Origin of the sequence: Phycicoccus sp. Soil803 (assembly GCF_001429685.1) — a bacterium.
In the GTDB taxonomy this organism is placed as follows: domain Bacteria; phylum Actinomycetota; class Actinomycetes; order Actinomycetales; family Dermatophilaceae; genus Pedococcus.
Genome location: NZ_LMST01000005.1, coordinates 12,609 through 35,909, shown reverse-complemented (window position 1 = coordinate 35,909; position 23,301 = coordinate 12,609). Strand labels below are relative to the sequence as shown.

General features: G+C 65.1%; 15 protein-coding genes and 1 pseudogene. 6 read left to right on the top strand and 10 right to left on the bottom strand.

All coding sequences use genetic code 11. From position 1 onward, the window contains the following. Nucleotides 1-5 precede the first annotated feature (5 nt). Nucleotides 6-1,751, top strand: coding sequence for a DUF5605 domain-containing protein (locus ASG95_RS20525; protein ID WP_057379061.1), 1,746 nt, complete (start codon nucleotides 6-8; stop codon nucleotides 1,749-1,751). 373 nt (nucleotides 1,752-2,124) lie between these two features. On the opposite strand, the pseudogene ASG95_RS20520 reads toward ASG95_RS20525, so the two are convergent. From ASG95_RS20520 to ASG95_RS20490, 7 genes and pseudogenes are all read right to left on the bottom strand, one after another. After that, nucleotides 2,125-3,638: pseudogene (locus ASG95_RS20520) on the bottom strand (alpha-N-arabinofuranosidase). Between the two features lie 257 nt (nucleotides 3,639-3,895). Further along, the gene (locus tag ASG95_RS20515) at nucleotides 3,896-5,332 is read right to left on the bottom strand and encodes a cellulase family glycosylhydrolase (protein WP_162259444.1); all 1,437 of its coding nucleotides are present in this window, start codon (nucleotides 5,330-5,332) and stop codon (nucleotides 3,896-3,898) included. A 1,587-nt stretch (nucleotides 5,333-6,919) separates the two neighbouring features. Then, entirely contained in the window at nucleotides 6,920-7,780 is an 861-nt protein-coding gene (locus tag ASG95_RS20510; RefSeq protein ID WP_235544290.1) for an ABC transporter ATP-binding protein, read from the bottom strand. Further along, nucleotides 7,777-8,790 (bottom strand): ABC transporter ATP-binding protein, encoded by a 1,014-nt coding sequence (locus ASG95_RS22180; RefSeq protein ID WP_057379081.1) that lies wholly within the window; start codon nucleotides 8,788-8,790, stop codon nucleotides 7,777-7,779. The genes ASG95_RS20510 and ASG95_RS22180 overlap by 4 nt, the downstream gene beginning before the upstream one ends. 5 nt (nucleotides 8,791-8,795) lie before the next feature. After that, complete coding sequence (locus ASG95_RS20500; RefSeq protein WP_082593371.1) at nucleotides 8,796-9,656, bottom strand: ABC transporter permease; 861 nt, start codon at nucleotides 9,654-9,656, stop codon at nucleotides 8,796-8,798. A gap of 5 nt (nucleotides 9,657-9,661) precedes the next feature. Continuing rightward, nucleotides 9,662-10,708, bottom strand: a complete 1,047-nt coding sequence (locus ASG95_RS20495; RefSeq protein WP_157582511.1) for an ABC transporter permease — start codon at nucleotides 10,706-10,708, stop codon at nucleotides 9,662-9,664. A gap of 58 nt (nucleotides 10,709-10,766) precedes the next feature. Then, nucleotides 10,767-12,386: a CocE/NonD family hydrolase gene (locus ASG95_RS20490; RefSeq protein ID WP_162259443.1), complete on the bottom strand. Its 1,620-nt coding sequence runs from the start codon at nucleotides 12,384-12,386 to the stop codon at nucleotides 10,767-10,769. Nucleotides 12,387-12,640: 254 nt separating this feature from the next. Here ASG95_RS20490 and ASG95_RS20485 point away from each other — a divergent pair, with 254 nt between their 5' ends. Next, nucleotides 12,641-13,147: a TetR family transcriptional regulator C-terminal domain-containing protein gene (locus tag ASG95_RS20485; protein ID WP_162259442.1), complete on the top strand. Its 507-nt coding sequence runs from the start codon at nucleotides 12,641-12,643 to the stop codon at nucleotides 13,145-13,147. Nucleotides 13,148-13,209: 62 nt separating this feature from the next. Here ASG95_RS20485 and ASG95_RS20480 read toward each other — a convergent pair whose 3' ends face one another. The 3 genes from ASG95_RS20480 to ASG95_RS20470 form a co-directional block, all read right to left on the bottom strand. Then, the gene (locus tag ASG95_RS20480) at nucleotides 13,210-14,910 is read right to left on the bottom strand and encodes an ABC transporter substrate-binding protein (RefSeq protein WP_157582510.1); all 1,701 of its coding nucleotides are present in this window, start codon (nucleotides 14,908-14,910) and stop codon (nucleotides 13,210-13,212) included. 254 nt (nucleotides 14,911-15,164) lie between these two features. Then, nucleotides 15,165-16,511: an AMP-binding protein gene (locus tag ASG95_RS20475; protein ID WP_255358360.1), complete on the bottom strand. Its 1,347-nt coding sequence runs from the start codon at nucleotides 16,509-16,511 to the stop codon at nucleotides 15,165-15,167. A 149-nt stretch (nucleotides 16,512-16,660) separates the two neighbouring features. Further along, complete coding sequence (locus tag ASG95_RS20470; protein WP_235544283.1) at nucleotides 16,661-18,256, bottom strand: amidohydrolase; 1,596 nt, start codon at nucleotides 18,254-18,256, stop codon at nucleotides 16,661-16,663. A gap of 236 nt (nucleotides 18,257-18,492) precedes the next feature. Here ASG95_RS20470 and ASG95_RS20465 point away from each other — a divergent pair, with 236 nt between their 5' ends. From ASG95_RS20465 to ASG95_RS21675, 4 genes are all read left to right on the top strand, one after another. Continuing rightward, a complete protein-coding gene (locus tag ASG95_RS20465) occupies nucleotides 18,493-19,125 on the top strand; it encodes a TetR/AcrR family transcriptional regulator (protein WP_057379052.1) in 633 nt (210 codons plus the stop codon). Between the two features lie 121 nt (nucleotides 19,126-19,246). Next, entirely contained in the window at nucleotides 19,247-20,836 is a 1,590-nt protein-coding gene (locus tag ASG95_RS20460; protein WP_162259441.1) for an amidohydrolase, read from the top strand. A 245-nt stretch (nucleotides 20,837-21,081) separates the two neighbouring features. After that, nucleotides 21,082-22,482 (top strand): FAD-dependent oxidoreductase, encoded by a 1,401-nt coding sequence (locus tag ASG95_RS20455; RefSeq protein ID WP_082593352.1) that lies wholly within the window; start codon nucleotides 21,082-21,084, stop codon nucleotides 22,480-22,482. 81 nt (nucleotides 22,483-22,563) lie between these two features. Beyond that, nucleotides 22,564-23,301 (top strand): cupin domain-containing protein, encoded by a 738-nt coding sequence (locus ASG95_RS21675; RefSeq protein WP_162259440.1) that lies wholly within the window; start codon nucleotides 22,564-22,566, stop codon nucleotides 23,299-23,301.

Genomic DNA, 23,301 nt, shown 5'->3' with positions numbered 1-23,301 from the left:
GACGCATGGCCGGATTCACTGCGAACTCCTTGCTCGGTGATGTGCTTGACAGCATTGATGGTTCGGACGTTCTCGGGCGCTACGTTCCTCACGTGCTCCAAGAGCCCTGGCTCTGGTCCCTTCGATCCATGCCCCTCGGGGAGGTCTTGCAACATTTCGGTGGCAGCACCTTGGATGCGGACAGGTTGGCGCGTTGCTGGAAAGAGCTCGGAGCGGTGGAAGCGCCCCCTCCGGCCCCACGGGACCATGATGAACCGCTCGAGCCCCGCGCGGACTACGAAGCTGACTCTGTGGCGAGCGCTTCCGCAGCGGTCTCTTACGCTCGTTCGGCCGAGTGCTGGAGCGTATTCGAGTTGCTGCTGGACGGACCAACCCACGGCAATCCGTTCGTCGACGTCGCGTTGGAGGGCGTATTCACCTCCGGCGACAACCGGATTCGCGCTGGTGGCTTCTATGACGGCGGGGGTCGGTACGTGGTCCGCTTCATGCCACCTTCGCCAGGCGACTGGTCCTTCGTCACCCAGTCCACGGCGCGATCGCTCGACGGCATCGTCGGCCATTTGACGGTCACGGAAGCTGGTGCTGACAATCATGGGCCAGTCAGAGTCGCGGACGCCTTTCACTTCTCCTACGCCGACGGCACCCGCTACCTACCGCTCGGGACCACCGCGTACGCATGGACACACCAGCCTGAGCCGCTCCAACAGAAAACGTTGGAACAACTGGCCAAGTCGCCGTTCACCAAGCTTCGCATGTGCCTCTTCCCTAAGTCATACATGCTAAACACGAACGAGCCAGACAAGTTCGTCTTTCCGGTGGGGGCACAAGGCCGGTTCGACACGAGGCGGTTCGACGTCGAACACTTTCGAACCTTGGAGCGGCGTATTCGTGAACTGCAACACCTAGGCATCGAAGCTGATCTGATCCTCTTTCACCCCTACGACCGTTGGGGCTTCTCGGACTTGGGCCGTCACACCGATGACCGCTATGTGCGCTACGTCGTTCGCCGGCTGTCCGCGTTCCGGAACATCTGGTGGTCACTCGGCAACGAGTATGACCTCCTTCGCTCCAAGACGGCCGATGACTGGGAGCGCCTCGCCGGTGTCATCGCGGACGAAGACCCAGCGGCCCACTTGAGATCGATCCACAACTGGATCGATCTCTACGATCACGGACAGCCCTGGGTGACCCACTGCAGCGTGCAGACGAGCGCGATTGAACGCATCGATTCTTGGCGGACCAAGTGGCACAAGCCGGTGGTGATCGACGAATGCGGGTACGAAGGTGATATTGATCAAGGCTGGGGAAACATGACCGGACAAGAGTTGACCCGACTCTTTTGGGAGGCTGCCGTGCGCGGCGCCTACGTCGGGCATGGCGAAGCCTTTCTGAACGACAGTGAAGAACTATGGTGGTCAAAGGGAGGCAGTCTCGTCGGCGACTGCCCGGAGCGCGTTAGGTTCCTCGCGTCCATCATCGAAGCCTCCCCCACTGGTGTTCTCGAACCGCTAGGGAGCGACTGGGATCTGCCGTGGGGCGGCGCCGAGGGCCAGTACCTGGTTGGCTACTTCGGCTCTCGGCAGCCACGCTACCGCCACATCGTGCGGCTGCCCGGAGTCCGGTATCACGTTGACGTGATCGATACCTGGAACATGACTGTCAACCGCCTACCGGGCTCCGTCGAGGGATCGGTGCGGGTCGATCTTCCCGGCCGTCCGTACATGGCCATACGGCTCGTCGCCGTTGTTTGACGATGGCCCCAGGCCGCGTTGCCAGCTCCGCGTGGTGAGTTCCGAAATGCGGATCGTCGTGCCGCGAGGACCGAGGCGGCTTCGGGTGCCAACACGATGATTCGCGGTTCGCAACTGTAGAAGGACCGGCGCAGATTGGCACCGTCCCTCGGCACGTCGCCCGAGGTCGCGAGTCCGTCCTCTGTGACCAGGATCGGCACGTCACCGCCCGCGTCGTGCGGGTGGCCAACGGCGATGCCGATTGCTCCGGGCGGTACGCCGAGTCCAGGAGGGTGTTGTCGGGGCGTGGCGGGTGGCGACAATGCCGTTCTCGTGGATGAGTTGGCTCAACTGCCATATTGATGTCCCCGCTGGGCCAACCAAATAGGGATCCTCACCTCCCGGCATCCACCTCACCCTGCGCGCCAGACGGTCGCAAGTGGATTACGGCCCACGAGACGGGCGGAAGTGTGGCGGTCAGCGTGCTGTGGGCCAGCGTCGCCCCTTGGAGCTCCTCGGGACGGACCCTATCCGGGTCGTCGGCGCTGTTGCGCGCGTAGGGGTCGGCGCCGCCCACCGTCCAAGCCTCGTCGACAAAGAGCTCGCCGAAGCCGGCGAGCCCGACAGTCAGCTCTACCGGCCCGTCGACACTTCGGTTCACGGCGAAGACCGCCACCACTCCGGTCGCGGGATGGTAGGTCGCAACCGCGTCAAGGATCGGGACAGCTCCGAACCGCTGCGTCTCGTAGGTCGCCGTCTGCGGTTCGACACGCAGGACGACGCCCTGGGCCAGCCGCGACGTCAATGCGAACGGGTGGAAGATCGTCTGCCGCCACGCCACGCCGCCGGGCTCGGTCATGATCGGGGCGATGACGTTGACAAGTTGTGCCTGGCACGCCACGGTCACTCGGTCACTGTGTCGCAGCAGGGAGATGAGCAGCCCGCCGACGACGACGGCATCCGCCGCGTTGTAGTGATCCTCGATGACCGGTTGCGCAATACCCCAGGTGGTGGGGGTCTCGGCGTTCTTGTACCGGCTGAGGTACCACACGTTCCACTCGTCGAACGAGATGTTGATGCGCTTGCTGCGGCGGTGGCGACCACGCTGTCGACGAAGTGGTCCATGTCGACCGCGGAGGCCAGGAAGCTGCCGAGGTCGTCATCCAGCTGCTCGTAGTAGGCGTGCGCGGAGATGTAGTCCACCTGGTCGTAGGCCAGCTCGAGGACGGTCGATTCCCAGGACCCGAACGTGGGCATGCTCGAGCTCGAGCTGCCGCAGGCCACGAGCTCCAGACCTGGCTCGGCCGAACGCAGAGCGCGGCCGACCTCCGCCGCGAGTCGGCCATACTCCTCGGGCGTCTTGTGACCGGTCTGCCAGGGACCGTCCATCTCGTTGCCCAGGCAGAAGAGGCGTATGCCGTGTGGCTCCTTCGTCCCGTTGCTGCGGCGCAGCTCGGCCAGATGCGTTCCCTCCGGTTGGTTGAGGTACTCATGGACGTCGAGCGCCTCCTGGACGCCGCGGGTGCCGAGGTTCAGCGCATACATGGTCTCGACCCCGGCCTTCGCGGCCCACCTGGCGAACTCGTCGATGCCGACCTCATTCGTCTCGAGGCCGTGCCACGCGAGGTCACGACGGACCGGTCGCTGCGTGACCGGTCCGATCCCGTCCTCCCACCGGTACCCCGAGACGAAGTTGCCTCCCGGATAACGGACCAAGGTCACCCCGAGCTCACGGGTCAGGGCGAGGACGTCCTCACGGAACCCGTCGCCGTCGGCTGTGGGATGTCCCGGCTCGTAGATGCCGGTGTAGACACAGCGTCCCATGTGTTCGACGAACGCCCCGAAGGTCCGCCGGTTGACCCGGGCAACCGTGAACGCAGGATCGAGTCGGAAGGAGGCAGACGTCATCAGGGATCCTTGGGAGAAGGTGAGGTGCCGGCGTGCTGGCTATCGGGGTGTGCCGTGGGGTTACTTCAATGAGCCGGGGCTGACCAGGTTGAAGAGCACCTGCGTCCTGGCTTCCTCTTTCGCAGTGTTGAGCCATGTCAGGCCCACCGTCAGCCGGTGCAGCAACTTGGCTCGCGCAGACCGGGCATCACGGCGACCAAACCTGTTCGCCCGGCGGGTTTCGCGGATCGCGAAGGCGGCCGACGGCGGCCTCGCGGCTACACCGGCCTGACGGTGACAGACACCTGCGCCGAGGAGGTTGGTAGGACCTTGAGGTATGTCGCGTTGGAGGGTGACGCGACACGTCCGTTGGTCACGGAGACCGTGTATCCGTGTGGTGCGTAGTAGGCCGGTACGACAATGCTCGTTGCCAGGGATGAATCACTCGAGGGCTGGTATCGGTAGGTGAGCACCCGTGTCTCATCGTCGAACGCGTAAGAGACAGGGGTCCCGGCCGTGGCCTGCGCGTAGGGCTTGATGAGGACGTCGGCACGGGGGCTATGGGTGTTGAAGCAGACACACTCCTCATCTTGCTTGGTGGCGAACAATCCGACTCGCCATGCGTCGTCGAAGCCCTTGTACATCCAGTAGGCCCAGCTGATGAAGCGCGGATCCGCGAGGTCGAGGGTGTCATCGATGACGGTGGCGTCCATCGAAGAGCCGAACTCGCTCATGAGCTGGGGCGCCGGATCGCGGCTCGGGTCGCGGTCCGCGCCGGTTAGATGGGCGGCATTGCGCGCGGAGCCACCCCGGCCAGCCGTACCTTCGAAAGCAGGGAGCATCATGTCCTTGCACATGCGCGTGCCCGGTACGGGTTGTTCGAAGTTGCCGCAGTAGACATGGAAGCTCCAAGCGGCCTGCGGGTCGGCTACCGGGAGGTTCCCGAATCCGGTGGCAGCGCCGCTGGTGCCCGACAGGGTCGGGGGCTCAAAGACGCCGATGCCAGCCCGTTTCGTGGCCGTGGAAACGGCGATGGGGTCCGCCTCACGGATTCCTGCCAGTGCGTTCTCCTCGAAGGCCTGGATCTTCTCCTCGGCAAGCGGGCATCCAACGGCCGGGTCGTCACATTCCAGCAGATGGCTGGTACCGGGCTCATTGATGATGTTGTAGCCCATCATGTAGTGGGTGTCACGGAACCTCGTGGCCACTTGGCGCCAGGCCTCACGGAAGGCTCCCCACACCTCAGCCACGGGAATGACCGCCGAGCTCCCTCCGGGCAGCAGCGGATTGTCGGGGTCAACGGGGTCCTTGAACAGGTTGTCGTAGGCCTTACTCGTCCCGCTCGGAACGAGGTGGCAGGTGGGGAACTCGTCGTTGCTCGTGCCTTCCCCGATGACCTTGTCCCAAGGGATCGCCCAGGCAGGCCACTGGTGGAAGCAGCCTTGGTGGAAGTCGAGCATGAAGTAGATCTTCCGCTTGGCCAGCATGTCTGCCACCCGCGCGATCTTCTCGAGAGAGGCCTGATCAACCGTGAAATGGGTCGGATCCGTCGGCCGCGTCGGGACCAGCTGACTCCAGTTCACGGCCAGCCGCGCAAAGTTGAACCCGCTGGCTGCCAGGAAGTCGGCGTCCTTGTCGGTGAAGCCAAGAGGGTTCAGGTCGGTGTCGGGATACTGAAACACGTCGGCGTTCAGGTTGACCCCGTGCAGGATCACCACCCGCCCCTGCGAATCCCGGAAGTACCCACCGCCGGTTTGGAGTCGGACCGGCACACGAGACGACATCCCGACCTGGGACTGCGCGGCACTCGCTGCCTCCGAGAGCCCAGACGTCGTGATGGCGCCCAAGAAGAGTAGGACAGTAAAAGCTCCAGCCTGTAGGGATCGTTGCTTGCGCACCGCAGCTCCTAGTGAACACCTCGTCGTTGAGCGTGACTCCCGGGGGGAGGGCAAATACGCTACTACTAAATTGTTCCGCTTGCTACATTTTGCAACGGAGTCTCGGCGCCCACCCGGCCGCCCGTCGTCGAACGACGGCTCCAACACGCGGAGCTGGCGCTGACCCGCGCGAAAGCCTCTGTCTGATATCGGAGAATCAACGGCAGGAGCGGTACAGCACGGGAGTACAACAGTCGCTGCTATGGAGCTTGCCGCTCTACGCAGGCTGATGGGGGGCGGCAAGCACAATCACATCTCCCCGACGCCGATGCCTGAAGTTCGGGACGAAGAGGCCGCAGGTTCAAATCCTGTCACCCCGACACATTCGCGCAGGTCAGAGGCCTGTGCGCACACTCCGTCGCGCTCGTTCGAGCCGAAAGTACCCCAGTAGGCGTACAGCAGCCGACACTTCTCGGACTAGATTTCGGGCCATCGCCACGCTTGGAGCCCGGCCTCGAGCGCCCAGACCTCTTCGCTCATTGCTATCGGTCATTCCCAGTCGTACTGAAGGTCGCGATCGCGGATGAAGAGGGAGTCAGGTCAGGGATCTACTCGTGGCCCCCCACCCCCTGCGCCGCCGCCTTACGTTCATGGGCAACGCCGGATTCTGAACCCCGATCTCCCCAATGGCCAACTGGCGAGGCGCCAGCAGCGCCATGTGGCACGAGATGTTGCACGCCGCGTCGGTCAAGCCACACACGCTCCGAGTTCGCGTCCGCCTGAAGATCGGAAGGTCAGACCTACGGCCCTCCCGGGGCCTGACGCCCAGACCACGGCTGATCGTGCCCTCTTCCAGGCCGGACAGGGCACCGGCGCCCCGATCTCGGCGACACCACACCTGCACTCGGGCCTAGTGAGGGAATCCTGTCGTGTTCTCGCGACGGATACGCAGTCCCTCGTGTGCCGCCCCTTTCACGGGTCGCCAGGTGGCGAACGGGCTGGAGGAACTCGGCCCCGAGGATCAGTCACCCATGCCCATCGCCAAGACTGACCTCTCGCCACTTCCTGCCAAGGGGACGTCACGACGGGCCGCTCACGAGCCCCGCGTGACGTGCAGGTGGCAGCACGTGGGAGAGCATTGAGCCGGTCAGGTGGCGGGCCCTGCGGGCGAGCGACGTGAGGACATGGTCGCCCTCAATGCGTCGGCGAATGCGACCGTCGCGGGACTCGCCGTCGATGGATACGCGAGGGCGAGGCCGGCAGGCGCCGCGTTCCGCAGTCGGACGTATCGCACCTGGGGCCACGGTAGTAATGAGCGATGTGCGAAGGTGCCGTGTCAATCCCGCGGATCCAAATCCTCGACGAAGCCGCCGCCCTGCCCGTGGCTGTACACCTTGTACCCGTTGCGCCAGCTCCTGACGGCAGTTAGCTGACGGCGGCCTGGTCGCCGAGTTCGCGTCGGTCTCGGGCGAGTTGGTCGAGGTCCCAGCCGGGCGCTGGCACCGAGTCGAGCAAGAGCCTGGTGTAGGGGTGTGCGGGCGAGGCCAGGAGATGTTCGGTGTCTCCCTGCTCGACCACGACTCCGTGGCGCATGACCAGGGTGCGGTCGGTCATGTAGCGGACCACACCTAGGTCGTGGCTGACGAACACGAACGCGACACCGGTCTCCGACCGGATCGTGTTGAGGACCTCCATCACCTGCGCCTGGATGGACACGTCGAGCGCAGCAACAGCCTCGTCGAGCACAAGGATTCGGGGGTTGATTCCGAGCGCACGAGCGATCGCTGCTCGCTGCCGCTGCCCACCCGAAAGCTCTCTGGGCAACGACTTTCCCTGACGGCCGGTCAGGCCTACCTGGTCGAGCAGACGTGCAACTTCTGCGTTCCGTTCAGGCCGCGTCATCTTCGTGTGCAGTCGCAGCGGCTCCTCGACCGCGTGCGCGACCGTCAGCCGCGAGTCGAAGGACTGGTACGGGTCCTGGAAGATCATCTGGATGACCTTGGCCCGGTGCAGCCGCGCGGCTCGGGTGTTGGTGGGCGTCGGGTTACCGAAAAACTCGATGGTGCCTTCGCTCGGTGTTTCTAGGCCGACCAGCATCCGTGCAGTAGTCGACTTGCCCGACCCGGACTCGCCGACGATGCCGAGCGACTCCCCGGCAGCCAAGTCGAACGAGACGTGCGAGACGGCGACGTTGTCACCGAACCGCTTGGCCAGGCCGGCGGCCCGCAGCACGAGCTCCCCCGTGTAGCCCGGAGCCGGTAGTGTCTGTTGAGGTTCGATGCTCACAGGACAGCACCTTCTTGTGGGTGATGGCAGGCGACCAGGCGTTGGCTGCTCGGGCTCACCAGTTCGGGCTCGTGGGCGGCGCACTCTTCCGACGCCAGCGGACAGCGGTCGCGAAACGAGCACCCATCCGGGGCGTCGACGAGCGCGAGCGGGCGGCCTGCAATCGGCTTGATCGCTTGGCGCTCTCCTCGCACCGAGGGGCTGGAGGCAATCAGCCCGTGGGTGTACGGATGAAGAGGCTTGCCGAACAGCTCGGCGCTAGGCGCTGACTCGACGATTCGACCGGCGTACATGACGTATACCCGGTCGCAGGTCGCGGCTGCCAGCTCCAGGTCGTGCGTGACCAGCAAGGTGCCTGTCCCGTGAGACTGCTGCAGACGGGCAAGCAGCCCGAGCACCTCGGCCTGGGTGGTCACGTCGAGAGCCGTGGTGGCCTCGTCGGCCAGCAGCAGGCTCGGGGAGTTCATCAGAGCCGACGCGATCATGACGCGTTGGAGCATTCCGCCGGAGAACTGGTGCGGGAAGGCGCGCATCGCCCTCTCGGGTTCACGGATGCCCACTTCTCTCAGGAGTTCGACTGCTCGGCCCCCCGCATCCTTGCCGGACATACCCAGCATCCGGGTGCCTTCGGTCAGGAAGTCGCCGATGCGCCTGACTGGGTTGATCGAGGCCCGTGGATCCTGGAAGACCATGGCCGCGTGGCGAGTGCGGACCTCACGGACCCGCTTCTTCGACGCGCCGACCACCTCCAGGCCATTGACGTCGACGCTGCCGGAAACCTTCGCTCCGGTCGGGAACAGCCCGATTGCCGAGCGGCTGGTCAAGGACTTGCCCGAGCCGGACTCGCCGACCAGGCCGATGGTCTCGCCACGGCGGACAACCAAGGAGACCTCGTCGAGCAGCGGCCGCGATTCACCTCGTCGCTTCAGCGTCATGCTGAGCCTTTCGACTCGCAGAGCTTCAACGGCGCGGGTGTCGGCTTCGACGTTCGGCCGTTCCGTCAGACTCATCGTCTTCACTCCTCCACCGCGTCGCGCTTGGAAAGTCGCGCACCGAGCCGTTCGCCGAGGACGTTGACGGCGATGACAGTGAGCACGATGACGGCGCCAGGAACGATCGCGCTCCACGGTTCGCCCTGCAGAATGGCGCTCTGCGCCTGGTTGATCATCGTGCCCCAGTCCGCGTCGGGCGGCTGCACACCCAGGCCCAGGTAGGAAAGGGATGCCAAGTCGATCATGCTGTAGCCGAACGCCAACGCACTCTGGGTCAGGATGAGTGGCATCAGGTTGGGAAGCACCCGCCGGATGACGACGTACATCGACCCGAAGCCCATGACCTGGTAGGAGCCGACGTAGGGCCGGGCGAGCTCCTGGAGTGCAACGCCGCGGACGATACGTCCCATGAACGGGGCGTAGGCTATGGCCAACGCGATGATGGGCGCCTTCAACCCGGTGCCGAAGATTGCAACTGCCAGCAGAGCCAACAGGAGGCTGGGGAACGCATATACGACGTCCATGCTCCTGGAGATGAGGGCATCGACCCATCCACCTCGGCGAGCAGCGACGAGGCCGAGGATGGTTCCAGTCACCACGGACAGGATAACCACGCCCAGCGGCGCGACAAGGCTGAGGCGCGCACCGTAGACGAGGCGCGAAAGAGTGTCGCGGCCTGTGGAGTCAGTGCCCAGGAGGTGGTCTGCGGATCCTGGAGGGAGCAGAGCGTCGAGAAGGGAGGTCCTCGTCGGCGAATGCGGCGCGACGACTGGGGCCAAGATCGCCGCGAATACCAATGCGGCGAGGAAGACGCTCAGAATGACGATAGTCACCCGGCCGCTCTTCCTGCCCCAGCGCAGACGCTTACTGGCGTCCATGGCCATCAACGTCACGCTGCGACCTCATTCTTCAGACGCGGGTCGATTTTGGGCATCGCAATCTCGACGAGGGTCGAGGTCACCACAAAGATGAAGACCGACCAGAAGGCGATGCCCTGGACCACGGGCATGTCCCGCTTCCCGACCGAGTCGACCAACAGGTTGCCGATTCCATCGATCCCAAAGGCTGTCTCCACCACCGCGGTGCCGACGAACAGCGTCGATACGAGCATCGCGGTTAGGGTCAGGAGTGGGCCCAGCGAGTTGCGGACGACGTGCTTTCGCAGCACGGTCATCCGCGGAACCCCACGACTGGTGGCGACCTCCACGTGCTCACGACTGAGCTGCTCGAGAAAACTGGTCCGGCTCAAGCGGGCCAGCACTCCGAACGACGACAGCGCGAGAGCCACAGCGGGCAGGGTCAGGTGGTAGACGCGGTCACCGAATCCTTCGCCGGCGCCGAGCGCCGGGAACCAGCCCAGCATGACGACGAACACCGACAAGAGCACGACCGCAGACACGAAGGGCGGCGTGGCAGTGGCGATGCTGCTGAGGATGATGAGGGACTTGTCGGTCTTCCCTCCGCGAGACGCCGCGATCAGCGCAGCGCCGTACCCGGCGACGATGCTGATGACCGCTGCGTAGGCGATGAGCAGCCCGGAGACTGTCATGCGTGCGCCGATGAGCTCGTTGACCGGCGTCTTGAAGTTGAGCGACTCCCCGAAGTCCAGGTGGATGACACCTTGCAGCCAATGGAAGTAGCTGGTGAAGAACGGCTCGTTCAGGCCGTACTCGCCGCGCAGCGCCTCGATCTGCCCCGGCGTCAAGCGCCGCCCGGCCGTCAGGGCAAGGACCGGGTCGCCGGGGACCAACCGGATGGCGCTGAAGATGATGAATGACGAAACAAGGAGCGTGAGCAGCCCGAGGCCGACCTTCTTCGCTGCAATCAACACCGTGCCAGCCCCCCTCACGATCGTGAATCCGGGCCAACTCAGCACCGCTGGGGGTCCGGACTGATGCTGTTGTTTATCGGTTCGGACAAACAACCGCAGCGCCATGCTAACCCTGCTTGCCGTGACCGTCACAGCTTCCAGCTTCGCGCTCAACACAGGCCCGTCAGCCTTCGCTGGCCGAAGCGATCGTGACCCTCACTCGGGCTGGCTGGGCGTCGTCAGTGTGCAGGTCCTGGATGCTCGACTTGCGCTGCGCCGCCGTCCAGCGGCTCTCGCTGGTGCCGGAGTTCGGCGGGAACTCCGGGTAGTCGCTGCTGGCGATCTGCAGGTGGAGGCGCTGGCCAGGCTGGAGCCGGTACCCGGTGTGCCCGACCTCGATACGGACGACATCGTCACGCGAGGGCGCGCGCAGGATGCCCTGCCCGCGAGAGATCTGCATGATGCGACCGTCCTCGTGCCGTACGCAGAGGCGGGCGTAGACGTCGGTTGTCGGAGCCGTCGAGTCGACGCGCACGAACAGGTCGACGGGGCCGGCCAGGTCGATCGCCTCGGTCAGCACTGGCGTCTCGAAGGTCAGCACGTCGGGGTGCTCGACCCACTCTCGCTCGTCGGGGTTCTCCCACAGGTAGGCGAACGAGTTGGTCACCGTCGAACGGACAAGGTTGTCTGGGTCGTAGGCCCACTGGGTCGAGTCGGCGTCGGCAGGGTGGCTACGCGTGAGCACGCCTCCCTCGTTCGCCGCCTTGGACAGTTCGGTGAGGTAGAAGTCGACTTGCTGGGCCCCCTTGGGCGGCCACTGGTCGGCGGTCTGCCATCCCACGTTGCCCAGGTGCCACTGCACCTTCGAGACAGAGGCGAGAGGCGCGGTGCGGAGGAGGAAGATGTCGAGGAAGTCGATTGCCGGATCGAGGTAGCTGATCATGAGCCGCTGCAGTGCCTCGTCGCTGACGCCGTGGTCGTCCTCGGGCTGCACAGGAACCTGTGTGAGGTGGTAGTTCTCGTGGTCGATGGAGTCCACCCAAAGGTAGTGGAAGGGGCTCGTCGACGCCTGGGATGCGAACCGCACATAGTCACGCATGGAGTAGTTAGCCAGGTTGTCGTACCAGCCGACGCAGTGCAGCGTCGGCACTGGGCGGGCTGCGAAGGGGTCCTTCGCGGGGAAGACGGGCAGCGGGACGGAGGTGGGGATCATCAAGTCGTACCACTGGGACCGGGCGCCGGTGGTGGCGAAGTACTTCTCGAAGATGTCGGTTATGGGCGCGATCTCCCAGTCGGGCTCGTCGGTCCAGACGTAGGGGCCGGCCCAGCACTGTGCGTGGTACTTGAGCTCGGTCAGCCAAGGAACGTCGATAACGGTGCCGTGCTCGACCGGCTTGTTCGCCATGAGGTCAACGCTCGTCACGCGCGGCACGATTGCGCAAAGTGCGGGGTGCTCGGAGGCGACGGCCGCCCATTGGGTGAAGCCGTAGTAGGAGTCGCCGAACATCCCGACTCTCTGGTTCGACCAGTCCTGCCGGACGATCCAGTCGATGGTGTCGTGGCCGTCGTTGACCTCGTTGGTGGGGCCGAGCGGATTGCCTTCAGAGCGGTACTTTCCTCGGACGTCCTGGATGACGACTGCGTAGCCGCGGTCTGTCAGCCGGCCGGCAATCGTTTCCATGAAGACGTATCGGCTGTTCTTGTCGTAGGGCAGGCGGACCAGGACCGCGCACAGCCCCTCGGTGGCGCCCTGCGGTAGGTAGACGTCGGTGGCAAGTCGCACGCGGTCGCGCATGGCGACCATGTGCTGCGAAGCCTGACTCGGAACGGGGCCGGGAGCTTGCTGATCAGGTCCGGGAGCCATCGTGGCTTAGCCTTTCTTCCGACTCAGGAAGCCGGGTCTTGGTTGTCGTTGATACGTGAGCCGCAAAGGGCTGAGAGCAGTGAGGTGGAGCGGTGGGACGAAATAGTGAGGCCGAGGTTCGTTCGGCGCAGATGCTTGCGGGCATTACGCGCTGCATCGCACTGCACGGCTTGGCAGCGTCGACCTTGGAGCGTATGGCTGAGTATTCTGGGTTCTCGCGGTCGCACATTCGGCACTACCTGGGAAACCGGGACGCTGTCATCGACTCGGTCTGGAGCTACTTGCTGACGCCGTACGAGGAGCGTTTCGCGGACCTTCTTTCCTTGGGTTCTCCTGATGAGCAGGTAGCCAATCTGCTGGACTTCTTGTTCGGCCCCGAGATGGAGACGGCGCCGGAGGATGCCGCGATTCAGGCACTCATCAACGAGTCGTTGAACGACCCTGCCCTTTCTGCGAAGGTTTCGGACACCTACGACCGCCTGATAAAGGCATTTGCTGACGGATTGCGGCGAACCGGCCGGTTCAGCTCTGCGTCACAGGCCGACCGTGCAGCCTTCTCTGTTATTTCGATGGCGCTCGGTGCCTCGACGCTCTCGCTTCTGCCCGCGCAGGGCGTTCGCAGAACCGCGGCCAGGGCCAACGCTGCCGAGCTTGTCCTCCTGCCGGCGGCGTCTGGGTCGAGATCTGCGAAGAGGCGCTGAGATTGGCTCCGGTCCGGCCCGACCCCGCGCCTCGGAGCAGCCGGAGCCGGACCGGTTCCCCGTCAGGAGCCGCCGAGCTGAGCCGCCCACGGCGTGTAATAGAAGCTCTGGCTGGGCACGAGGCCGCCGAGGCTCTTGTTGTAATACACGCCGGTGAACGTCGTCAGGATCGGGGTTACCTGCAGGTCCTTGCCGATAATGGCCTGCGCCTTCGAGGTCAGCTCCGCCTTCTTTGCCGGGTCCTGCTCGTTAAACGCCGCCTTGATGTGGTCGGTGTACTCCTGGTTCTTGTAGTTCGAGAAGTTGTAATACGACCCGATCGCTAAGTAGCCGTAGTACGGCAGCGGGTCCGGGAAGTCCAGGTAGCCGGAGACGAGGAACATGTCGACACCGGCGCGCGCCTCTTCGGAGGAGAACAGAGCGTTGTAGTCGGCGCCAGTGAGCGGCTTGAGCTTGATGTTGAGCCCGATCGAGTTCGCGCTGTCAGCGATAGCCGTAGCGATCTTGGTCTCCTCCCCGGATGCGGTGGCGTAGGCGAACACGATCTCCTTTTTGGCGTCCGGGGAGTCAGCGATGAGCTTCTTGGCTCCGCCGAGGTCCTGCTTGGCTTCAGGCAGCTCGTTGTAGGCCCTCTCGTAGACGGCCTTCTGCGGGCCCTCACCCCATGCGTTCGGCGGCACTAGGGCGCGAAGCGGGTCGGCTGCGCCGAGGTAAACCGACTTCACGATGCCTTCGTAGTCGATGGACTTCTGGATCGCCTGGCGGACCTTCTGGTCACCGAGTGCGCCGTCCGACTTCAGAACGTCGAGGTAGACGGGTGCGAGGCTGCGGGCGAACAGCAGGCGGCCGCCGGCCTTGGAGAGCTGCTTGTAGGAGCCGACCTGCAGGTTGAACTGGCCGTCGATGTCCCCGCTGACCAGGCCCGCGGTCTGAGCTGCCGGATCGGAGACGAAGACGAACTTGACGTTCTTGACCTTGGGAGCGTTGTCCTTATCCCACCAGAGGTCATTACGGGTGATGGTCAGGCTCTCGCCGGTGTTCCAGGAGGCGATCTTGTAGGCGCCGGTGCACATGACGCCGCCCTTGTCGGTTCCAAACGCCTTACCGGCCTTCGCGGCGAACTTCTTGCTCACGACGCTGAACGCCGGAGTCGCGAAATAGCCTTCTGCGGTCGAGTTGAACTTGGTGACCTTGAGCTCGACGGTCTTGTCGTCGATCGCGCGAGCGGTGGCGCCGTCGGGGGCCCAGGCCGCCCAGGAGGATCCGAGCTTGGGGTCGAGGATCCGCTCGATGCTGTATACGACGTCCGCGGCCGTGACGGGCGAGCCGTCCCAGAACGTGACGCCTTCACGGAGGTGGAAGATCCAGGTGAGGGAGTCGGGGTGCTGGACCGACGAAGCAAGCGCGGGCTCGACGGCATAGTTGGAGCCGTAGCGCATGAGGCTCTCGCACAGGTTGCCGTTGATGGTAGAGATGGAGTCGTTGGCCGACATGGCCGGGTCCATGCTGTCGGGCTCGCCGGCACCGACGTTCCAGGTGATGGAGTCGACCTGCTTGTCGCCAGCCGGCGCCGAGGTGGCGATCTCCGGCTTGAACGAGGCCTTCGAGCTCTTCGAGCCGCCACCACAGCCGGCAGCCATGCCGACGACTGCGATGCAAGCTGCGAACTTCAAGATAGTTCCACGCTTCACGTTCGTTCCTTCCTGCTGTTGCTGATTGCGATCACTCGGCCCGAAGCCATGTGCTGTTTGAAAGTGCTGCAAACATGCCGCCTGTTGGCTCCTAGGACGTCGTGTCGAATGGCCGTCAGCAACCCCTCGGTTTGTTTGATCTTCAAGGGATCGCCATTGATTGTCAATGATGACAAACTATCGTTTTCACTTCTGTTACATCCTCGGCGCGGAAAGCCTGGTCTGGCGCCGGGCGTGGGTCCTTTCTGTTGACCTGTCGAGGGTGTGCGCGACTCGCCGGTGCGGATGCGGGGGCCCGTGGTTAGCCGACGGTGCGCAGATCCGGATTACTCGAGCTCACGCTTGAGAATCTTTCCGGTCGCCGTCATCGGCAGAGCAGCCACGACGTCCACGACACGGGGGTACTTGTAGCTGGCCATCTGGTCTCGTGACCAGTCCACCAGCGTTGCCGGGTCGAGGTCCTGGCCAGGTTCGAGAACGACCACGGCTTTGATCTCCTCGCCGTGGGTCGGGTGGGGCACACCGATGACGGCGGCGAGCGAGACTGCCGGATGGGTCATGAGGACTTCCTCGATTTCTCGCGGGTACACGTTGAAGCCACCGCGGATGATCATGTCCTTGGACCGGTCGACGATGAAGTAGTGTCCGTCCTCGTCACGGCGGGCCAGGTCGCCTGAGCGGAACCAGCCGTCCTTGATAACCTCCGCGGTTGCCTCGGGCCTCCTGTAGTAGCCCTTCATGACGTTGTGCCCGCGGATGGCGATTTCGCCAATGGTGCCGGGCTCATCAGCGACGTCGTCCCAGCTGGAGACACCGAGCAGCTTCATCTCCACCCCGGGAATCGGACGGCCGATGGACCCGACCTTAGGTGTGGTGCCGAGCACGCAGAAACTCGCGACGGGCGAGGTCTCGGAAAGTCCGTACCCTTCGAGGATTTCGACGCCGAAACGTTCCCGGACCTTGCTGTGGAGATCCACGGAGAGAGCCGCGCCGCCGACGACCGCTATGCGGAGGTTCGTGGCGATCGTCTCGACGTCGGTGGCCTCGGTCAATGAACCCAGCAGCCCCCAGTACATGGTCGGAACTCCGGCGAAGAACGTGACCTTCTCCCGAAGCAGGAGCTCGAGTGCTGCGTTCGGCTCGAACCGGGTCTGCATGACGACGGTGCAGCCGAAGGCGAAGCTGGCGTTGTGGATCACCGTCTGCCCGAAGGAGTGGAAAAGCGGCAGCACGCACAGGTAGGTGTCGGGGCGTGCCGGGTCCATGCCGAACAGATCGGTGCCGGCCAAGGCGTTCTGGCGCATGTTGCGGTGGCGCAGCTCCGCGCCCTTCGGCTGGCCGGTGGTTCCGGAGGTGTACAGGATGACGGCGGTGTCGTCGTCGTCAGTTTCGATGGTTTCGAACTCGGTGGACTGCTCCGCCAGGGCCGGGCCGAGCAGCCGTACGTCTCCATCCTCTTCGACCGGCTGGCCGGTGGGGCTCGCGCCGATGACGAACATGAGCTCGGTCGACGGGCATCCGCGGAACCCTGCGAGGCCTTCGGCGAGCATCGGCAGCTCGGGGGTGCCCTCGAAGCAGAACAGCGCCCGGGCATCGGAGTCCTGCAGGTGGTAGGCGACCTCGCGGGACTTGAAGAGGATGTTGAGGGGGACCACGGTGGCGCCGGCCTTCAGGATGCCCNCCCCCGAAGAGAGGAGAAGGTTGGCGATCTGGTTCGACTTCGACTCGACCTCCGCGAAGGTGTAGCGCGAGTCGCCGAAGACGAGCGAGGTGCGGTCGGGGAATTTCGCTGCACTGTCGGTGAGGAACGCTGCAAGGTTAGTCATCGGTGGTCCCCTCGGAGTCGGGTGAAGACTAGTTCGCCGTCGACGAACGTATGGTCGACCTTGATGTCGCCGATCTGGTGGCTCTCGACTGCGAACGGGTCTCGGTCGAGGACGACGAGGTCGGCGGCTGCCCCTACTCGGACTTCGCCGGTCTCGTCGTCTTGGCGGGTCACGAATGCTGAGCCGGCGGTGTAGGCGAGCAGCGCCGTCTCCAGTGTGAGCGCCTGGTCGGTGCCGAGCGGTTCGGTTCCTGCGGGCTGTCCTGGATCGAACCGGTTGACGGCGACATGGATGGCGGCGATCGGATCCGGGAGGCTGACCGGCCAGTCGCTGCCCGTCGCGAACGCGGCGCCGGCACGGTCGAGCTCGCCGAACGGGTACTGGCGGTCGCCTCGTTCAGAGCCGACGAACGGAAACGTGAGCTCTTCGACGTCGGCGTCCTGCGTGGCCCAGAGCGCTTGAGCGTTGGCGACTACACCGAACTCGGCGAATCGCGGCACATCGGTGTCGTCGATGAACTGGGTGTGGACGAGGTGGTGGCGACGGTCGCGGCGTCCGTCGACTGCTTGGGCGAGCTCGATGGCGTCGAGGCAGTCGCGGACGGCCCGGTCGCCCAGGGCGTGGAAGTGGACCTGGAAGTGGTTGCGGTCCAGCTCGCCGGTGACGTTGATGAGGTTCTTCCGGTCGAGGAACGAGATTCCCTCGTTCTCAGTCCGCCAGCCGCACCCTTCGAGGTACGGGTCAAGCATCGCTGCGGTGAAGGTCTCGGCTATGCCGTCCTGCATGACCTTGACGGTGTGGATGCGGTACCGCTCGTAGCCCAGGTCGTGCCTGATGGACCTCTCCCACCACAACGCTGCGGTGACCTTGGCTGTCAGCCAGCCTTCGCGTGCCGCTCGGAGGTAGGCGGCGTGATTGCTGGGCTTGCTGGTGTCCGTGGTGACCCAGGCGTCCTGCCAGCTGGCGACACCGACCGAGTGCATGTTGGCCAGGGCGGTACGCAGCCCTGCGTCGAAGTCGTCCTGGGTGTCCGCCGGAACGTGGGCCTCTACCAAGTGCATCGCGCCTTCGTGGAGGACCCCTGAGGGTGTGCCGTTCTCCTCGCGCTCGATGCGGCCATCCTCGGGATCGGCAGTGTCGGCGTCGATGCCGGCCAGCCGCAGCGCTGCGCTGCTCACCCATGCGGAGTGGTGATCGCGGTTGGGCAGGTAGACGGGTCGGTCGCCGATCCATTCGTCTAACGTCTGCCGGGTGGGCAGCCCAGCCGGGAATGCCGATATGGCCCAGCCCGCGCCGAGGATCCACGAATTGTCCTGGTTGGCAGCGGCGTAGCCGACCACCGTCGCTCGGTAGTCGGCCGGCTCGGTGGTCTCCGACAGGTCGCACCTGTTGCGTTCGATGCCTCCCATCACGGAGTGGGCGTGCGCGTCGATGAACGCCGGCGCTAGGAAGAGTCCGGCCAGGTCGATCACGTCGTCGCCCTCCGCACGATAGGCCTCCACGTCCGCGTCGGTTCCGAAGGCGGCGATCCGCCCGTCAACGACGACCAGAGCAGTCGTTCGACCTGCCTGGTAGCCGCGTCCCGTGAACACGCTTCCGTTGTGGAAGACCGTGGTTGGCATACGCCCTCTCGTCCCGCTCGTCGTCAATTCGTGACATGGAACACCATTCACAACAGTGTTGTCAACAGTGTAGACAGCGGCGAGGCTATAGTTCTGCTGACATCGAGAGGGGTAGGGGAATGCACGCAGCTAAGGGTGGCGCGCGACCGGCCGGTAAGGGCGCCAGAGGTTCGACACTCACAGCCGACGTATTCATCGATGCAGCCATGACACTGCTCGAGCGAGAGGGCGTCAGCGCACTCTCGGTCCGCAGGCTCGGCACCGAGGTCGGAGTCGACGGCACGGCGTTCTACCGTCACTTCGGCGACAAGGACGACCTGGTCCTCGCCGTTGGCGGCCGCGTCATGGCCTGGATCAGGGACCGGGTCGAGGAGACGACGGCTCCTGACGCCGTATGGCAGGACCGTGTCCGGGCAATCATGCGCGCCGGTTTCGCCGCGGGCGTCGAGTTTCCCGCCGCCGCGTCGCTGATGTTCCACCGCACCACCGGCACCATCGCCGAACGCCAGGTGGTCGAGCTGATGCTCGACATGCTCGCGCCCTTGGAGCTGGAGGCGAGGCAGACCGTGCTGGTATACCGCATGGTCGGCGACGTGACGCTGGCGATGGCGCTCGCGTCTGCCTCGACGCTCGCGATGCCCGAGGAAGCTCGCGGGAAGGACGCCACGGCGTGGTCGCGCATATACGCCGCCCAGTCCCCCGAGTCGTTCCCCCGTATCCACCAGTACGTGCAGGAGCTCGTCGCCGTCGACGAGGCCGAGATCTTCGCCTTCACCGTCGAGACGCTCATCGCCGGCATCGAACGCCTTGTCGGGGCCTCCCGCGGCAACGCGGCCTGACCAACCGTCGACCTGCTCATACCGGGCTCCTGCTGCCGAGATGGCGTTGCATGCTTGAACACTCGCGTCTATGTTTTGTTTGTCAGTCTCGACAAACTATTTCTTCAAATGGGAGCAGACGGTGAGTAGAGCCAGGACAGCGTTCGTCGGTGGGAGCGTCTGGACGGCCGGCTACTCGGCTCCTCGAGACCTCGACGTGCTCGTCGAAGGCAACCGCATCCTCGACGTCACGCGAAGCGGAGACCTCGACACCGACGGCGCGGAGCTCGTCGACACGCGCGGCCGTGTACTGATTCCCGGGTTCCAGGACGCTCACATCCACCCGCCCGCGGCAGGCGCCACCCTCCTCAGCTGCGACCTGACTGCTGCACGTACCGCCGAGGGCTTCTTCGCCGCCGTATCCAAATACGCCGAGACCCTGCCTCCTGATGCTTGGGTGCAGGGCGGCGGATGGGACCGCGACCTCTTCCCCATGACCGGCCCGACCAAGGAGCAGCTCGATGCGGTGACCGGTGGCCGTCCGGCCCTCCTGCGTTCGTACGACTGCCACGGGGCATGCGCCAACTCCCGCGCTTTTGAGCTCGCCGGCATCGACCGAAGCACGACCGACCCCGCCCACGGCCGCATCATCCGCGACGGCGACGGCGCCCCTGCGGGAATGCTCGAGGAGCGCGCAGTGGCGCTGGTCGCCGACGTCTGCCCTCCCCCGAGCATGGAGTTCCTCAAGAAGGCTCTGATCGCGGCGAACCAGACCCTCCTCTCCCTCGGCGTCACCTCGGTCCAGGACGCCATCGTCGGCGGCGGCCTGTCCATCCCTGACCAGCTCCCGGCATACCGCGAACTTCTGAGCGAAGGCGCGTGGCACGGCAGGGTAACCGCCGCCCTGTGGTGGGACGCCGACCACGGCGTCGACCAAGTCGCGCAACTCCTCGAGAGCCGGCGACTCCTGGAAGACTCAGCTGGCCCCGACCGGATCCTCGCCGACACCGTCAAGGTCATGGTCGACGGCAACCAGACTGTGTTCTTGGACCAGGAAGCCGTGCACGCCGCAACCCACGCGGCTGCTGCCGCCGGCTTCTCCTGCCACTACCACTCCTACAGTGACGTAGCCACAGGCTGGATCCTCGACGCCGTCGAGAAGACCCGCCAGGAGCAGGGGCCGAGCGCTCACCGTCACCAGATCGCGCACCTCATGGTTGTCGCCCAGGGAGACTTCTCACGCTTCGCCGAACTCGACGTGACCGCAACCCTGCAAGCGGTCTGGGGTGGCTCCACCGTGTACCACGACATGCTGCAACTGGGCTCCTGCAGCCACGACCCTCAGCTGCGGGAGTACGCGTTCGGCCGCCTAGTCGCCGCAGGCGCACGACTTGCTGCAGGAAGCGACTGGCCGGTGACAACTCCCGACCCGCTCGAAGCGCTGCGCTCCGAGGCCGGCCGCGGCCGGGACCGACAGCCGACCGGATCGGTCGGTGACCCCGACGAGCTCGACCGGCTCGACGCGGTGGCCCTGGCGACCGCGTACACCACGGGATCTGCCTACGTGAACGGACGAGCCGGGTACACGGGTCGTGTCGTCCCCGGCTTCCGCGCCGACCTGACCCTTCTCAGCCAGGACATCTTCGCCGGCGAGCAGGAGCTCCAGGGCGCCGTGGTGGACCAGACCTGGGTCGACGGCGTCCGGGAGTACCAGCGCGACGAGAGCAACTGAACTCTCAGCCGACCGGGGTCTGCGAACCTGCAGCGATGGTTGTGCGCGCTGCCTTGCGGACACTTCCCTTCGGGCTTTCGGGAACGAAATACGCGCGAGGGGCCCACACTGGCCGCTTGCGGAGCGTCGGCGGACATCTTCATGGCTCATTCGGCGCTGGACGCTACAGTGTTGTCAACATCGTTGCGCATCTGCTCTGATGGACCCTCGACCGGGCCCGAGAACTGAGGCACCCGATCACCTACATGACCTTCCGAGGAGCACCCGTGCCAGCGACCCAGCCCACTCCCAGCGCCTCGCTGAGAGCCTCAAAGCTGCAGCCGCTGTGGCTGGACAGCCCCCAACGCCCCACACCGCGGCCGCCCCTGGTCGGCGACCAACCCGTCGATCTACTGGTGGTCGGCGGAGGGTTCACGGGGCTGTGGACCGCTCTGCGGGCCAGGGAGCGCAACCCAAAACGCTCGGTTCTGCTCATTGAACGTGACCGCATCGCGGAGCACGCCAGCGGACGCAACGGCGGTTTCTGCGAAGCGAGCCTGACTCACGGCGAATCGAACGGCCGCACCCGCTGGCCGGCTGAATACGAGCAGCTGGACAGGCTGGGGTTGCAGAACCTCCACGAGATCGAGCAAACCCTGACCCGCTACGGCATCGACTGCGGCTTCGTCAGAGGTGGAGTTCTCAAAGTCGCGACAAGCGAACACCAGGTCGGCTACCTCGAACCTGACCGGGAAGGGTTCCTCGACGCGAAAGCCGTGCGTCAGATGGTCGACTCGCCGACCTACCTGGGTGGACGTCACGAGAAAGACCATGCCGCCCTGGTCGACCCAGCACGCCTGGCCTGGGGGCTGGCCGCCTCGGCCGAGTCCCTGGGTGTCACCATCGCCGAGGGCACCGAGCTGACCGCCATCCGGCGTCGCGGTACCGGCGTAGAGGTGACCACCCCCGGCGGTGTCATTCACGCCGGTCAGGTCGTACTCGCCACCAACGTGTTCAAAAACCCGCTGCGTCGTCTGCGGAACTACGTCGTCCCGGTCTACGACTACGTCCTCGCCACCGAGCCACTTTCGTCAGAGCAGCTGCAGGCCATCCGGTGGGACCCGAGTATCGGTCTGGCCGACTCAGCAAACCACTTCCAGTACTACCGGATTACCTCCGACAACCGGATCCTGTGGGGCGGGTACGACGCCATCTACCACTTCGGCCGCGCCATCCGTCCCGACCTCGAAGACCGCGACAGGACGTACACGAAGCTTGCCGAGCACTTCTTCGCCACATTCCCCCAGCTCGCGGGCATCCGTTTCACCCACCGATGGGCAGGCGTCATCGACACCTCCACCCGCTTCAACGCCTTCTACGGCTCTGCGCACCGAGGCAGGACCGTGTATGCCCTCGGGTTCACCGGACTCGGAGTCGGCGCCTCGCGCTTCGCAGCCGACGTCCTGCTCGATCTGCTCGGGGCGGTCCGAACCGAACGCACCCGGCTCGAGATGGTCCGCAAGAAGCCGCTTCCCTTCCCGCCCGAGCCTCTCGCGTACGCAGGGATCGGCCTGACGCAGCTCGCCATGTCACGAGAGGACCGAACGGGCAATCGTGGCCTTTGGCTCCGCCTGCTGGACAAGCTCGGCCTCGGATTCGACTCGTGACCCAGCCATCCCGCCCGCCAAAGACCGCTACGACCACCTCCAGGTCCAGGGTCCCGTCGTTCCCGGGCGATCCTGCCCAGCTTGGCCCTAGCCACCCCTTGCTCCACCCACCATCGAAGGACTTCACATGAGCACAGTCGAGACGTTCCTTGCCTCCCTCGCACCGCAGACGGCATTTTCGTCCGCGGAACGTGGCGCGAGAGCGAGTGGGGTTTCGCCGTCCATGACCCAGCAGCTACCACGTTGATCGCCGAGGTCGCCGACGGCAGCGCCCAGGACGCCACGCACGCGGTGGACGCGACTGATGCAGCTCTTCACGATTGGCAGGCCACGGCGCCGCGTGCGCGTGCGCAGATTCTGCGGACCACCTTCGACCTGATGCATGCCGAGCATGACCAGGTGGCGGCGCTCCCCACGTTGGAGAACGGCAAGTCGCTGGCCGACTCCCATTCGGAGATCGTCTACGCCGCAGATTTCCGCGACACACTGGTGGCTATGCACCGTGACCTCGAAGTGGGCGAACCCGTCGCGCTCACCCCGCTGCCCGTCTCCACCGTCCAGCAAGGCAGCCCCGAAGCCGGTTCCCGGAAGCTTGCGGCCCTCGGCGTCGCTGAGGTCGGCCTCTGGGAGATGACTCCTGGCGCTGCCACCGACGTGGAGGTCGACGAGGTCTTCGTCGTACTCAGAGGCGACGCAACTGTCGCGTTCGACGACGGCGAAAGCATCGAGCTCGGCCCAGGGTCGGTGGTGCGGCTACGCGCGGGCGATCGGACCGTATGGACTGTTCGGGAAACCCTCCGCAAGATCTACATCTCCTGA

What these genes read in the sequence shown, in the direction of transcription:
- ASG95_RS20525 (WP_057379061.1), top strand. Translation starts at nt 6, where the DNA reads ATGGCCGGATTCACTGCGAACTCCTTGCTCGGTGATGTGCTTGACAGC.
- ASG95_RS22180 (WP_057379081.1), bottom strand. Translation starts at nt 8,790, where the DNA reads ATGAGTCTGACGGAACGGCCGAACGTCGAAGCCGACACCCGCGCCGTT.
- ASG95_RS20500 (WP_082593371.1), bottom strand. Translation starts at nt 9,656, where the DNA reads ATGGCCATGGACGCCAGTAAGCGTCTGCGCTGGGGCAGGAAGAGCGGC.
- ASG95_RS20495 (WP_157582511.1), bottom strand. Translation starts at nt 10,708, where the DNA reads ATGGCGCTGCGGTTGTTTGTCCGAACCGATAAACAACAGCATCAGTCC.
- ASG95_RS20490 (WP_162259443.1), bottom strand. Translation starts at nt 12,386, where the DNA reads ATGGTCGCCATGCGCGACCGCGTGCGACTTGCCACCGACGTCTACCTA.
- ASG95_RS20485 (WP_162259442.1), top strand. Translation starts at nt 12,641, where the DNA reads ATGGCTGAGTATTCTGGGTTCTCGCGGTCGCACATTCGGCACTACCTG.
- ASG95_RS20465 (WP_057379052.1), top strand. Translation starts at nt 18,493, where the DNA reads ATGACACTGCTCGAGCGAGAGGGCGTCAGCGCACTCTCGGTCCGCAGG.
- ASG95_RS20455 (WP_082593352.1), top strand. Translation starts at nt 21,082, where the DNA reads ATGACCTTCCGAGGAGCACCCGTGCCAGCGACCCAGCCCACTCCCAGC.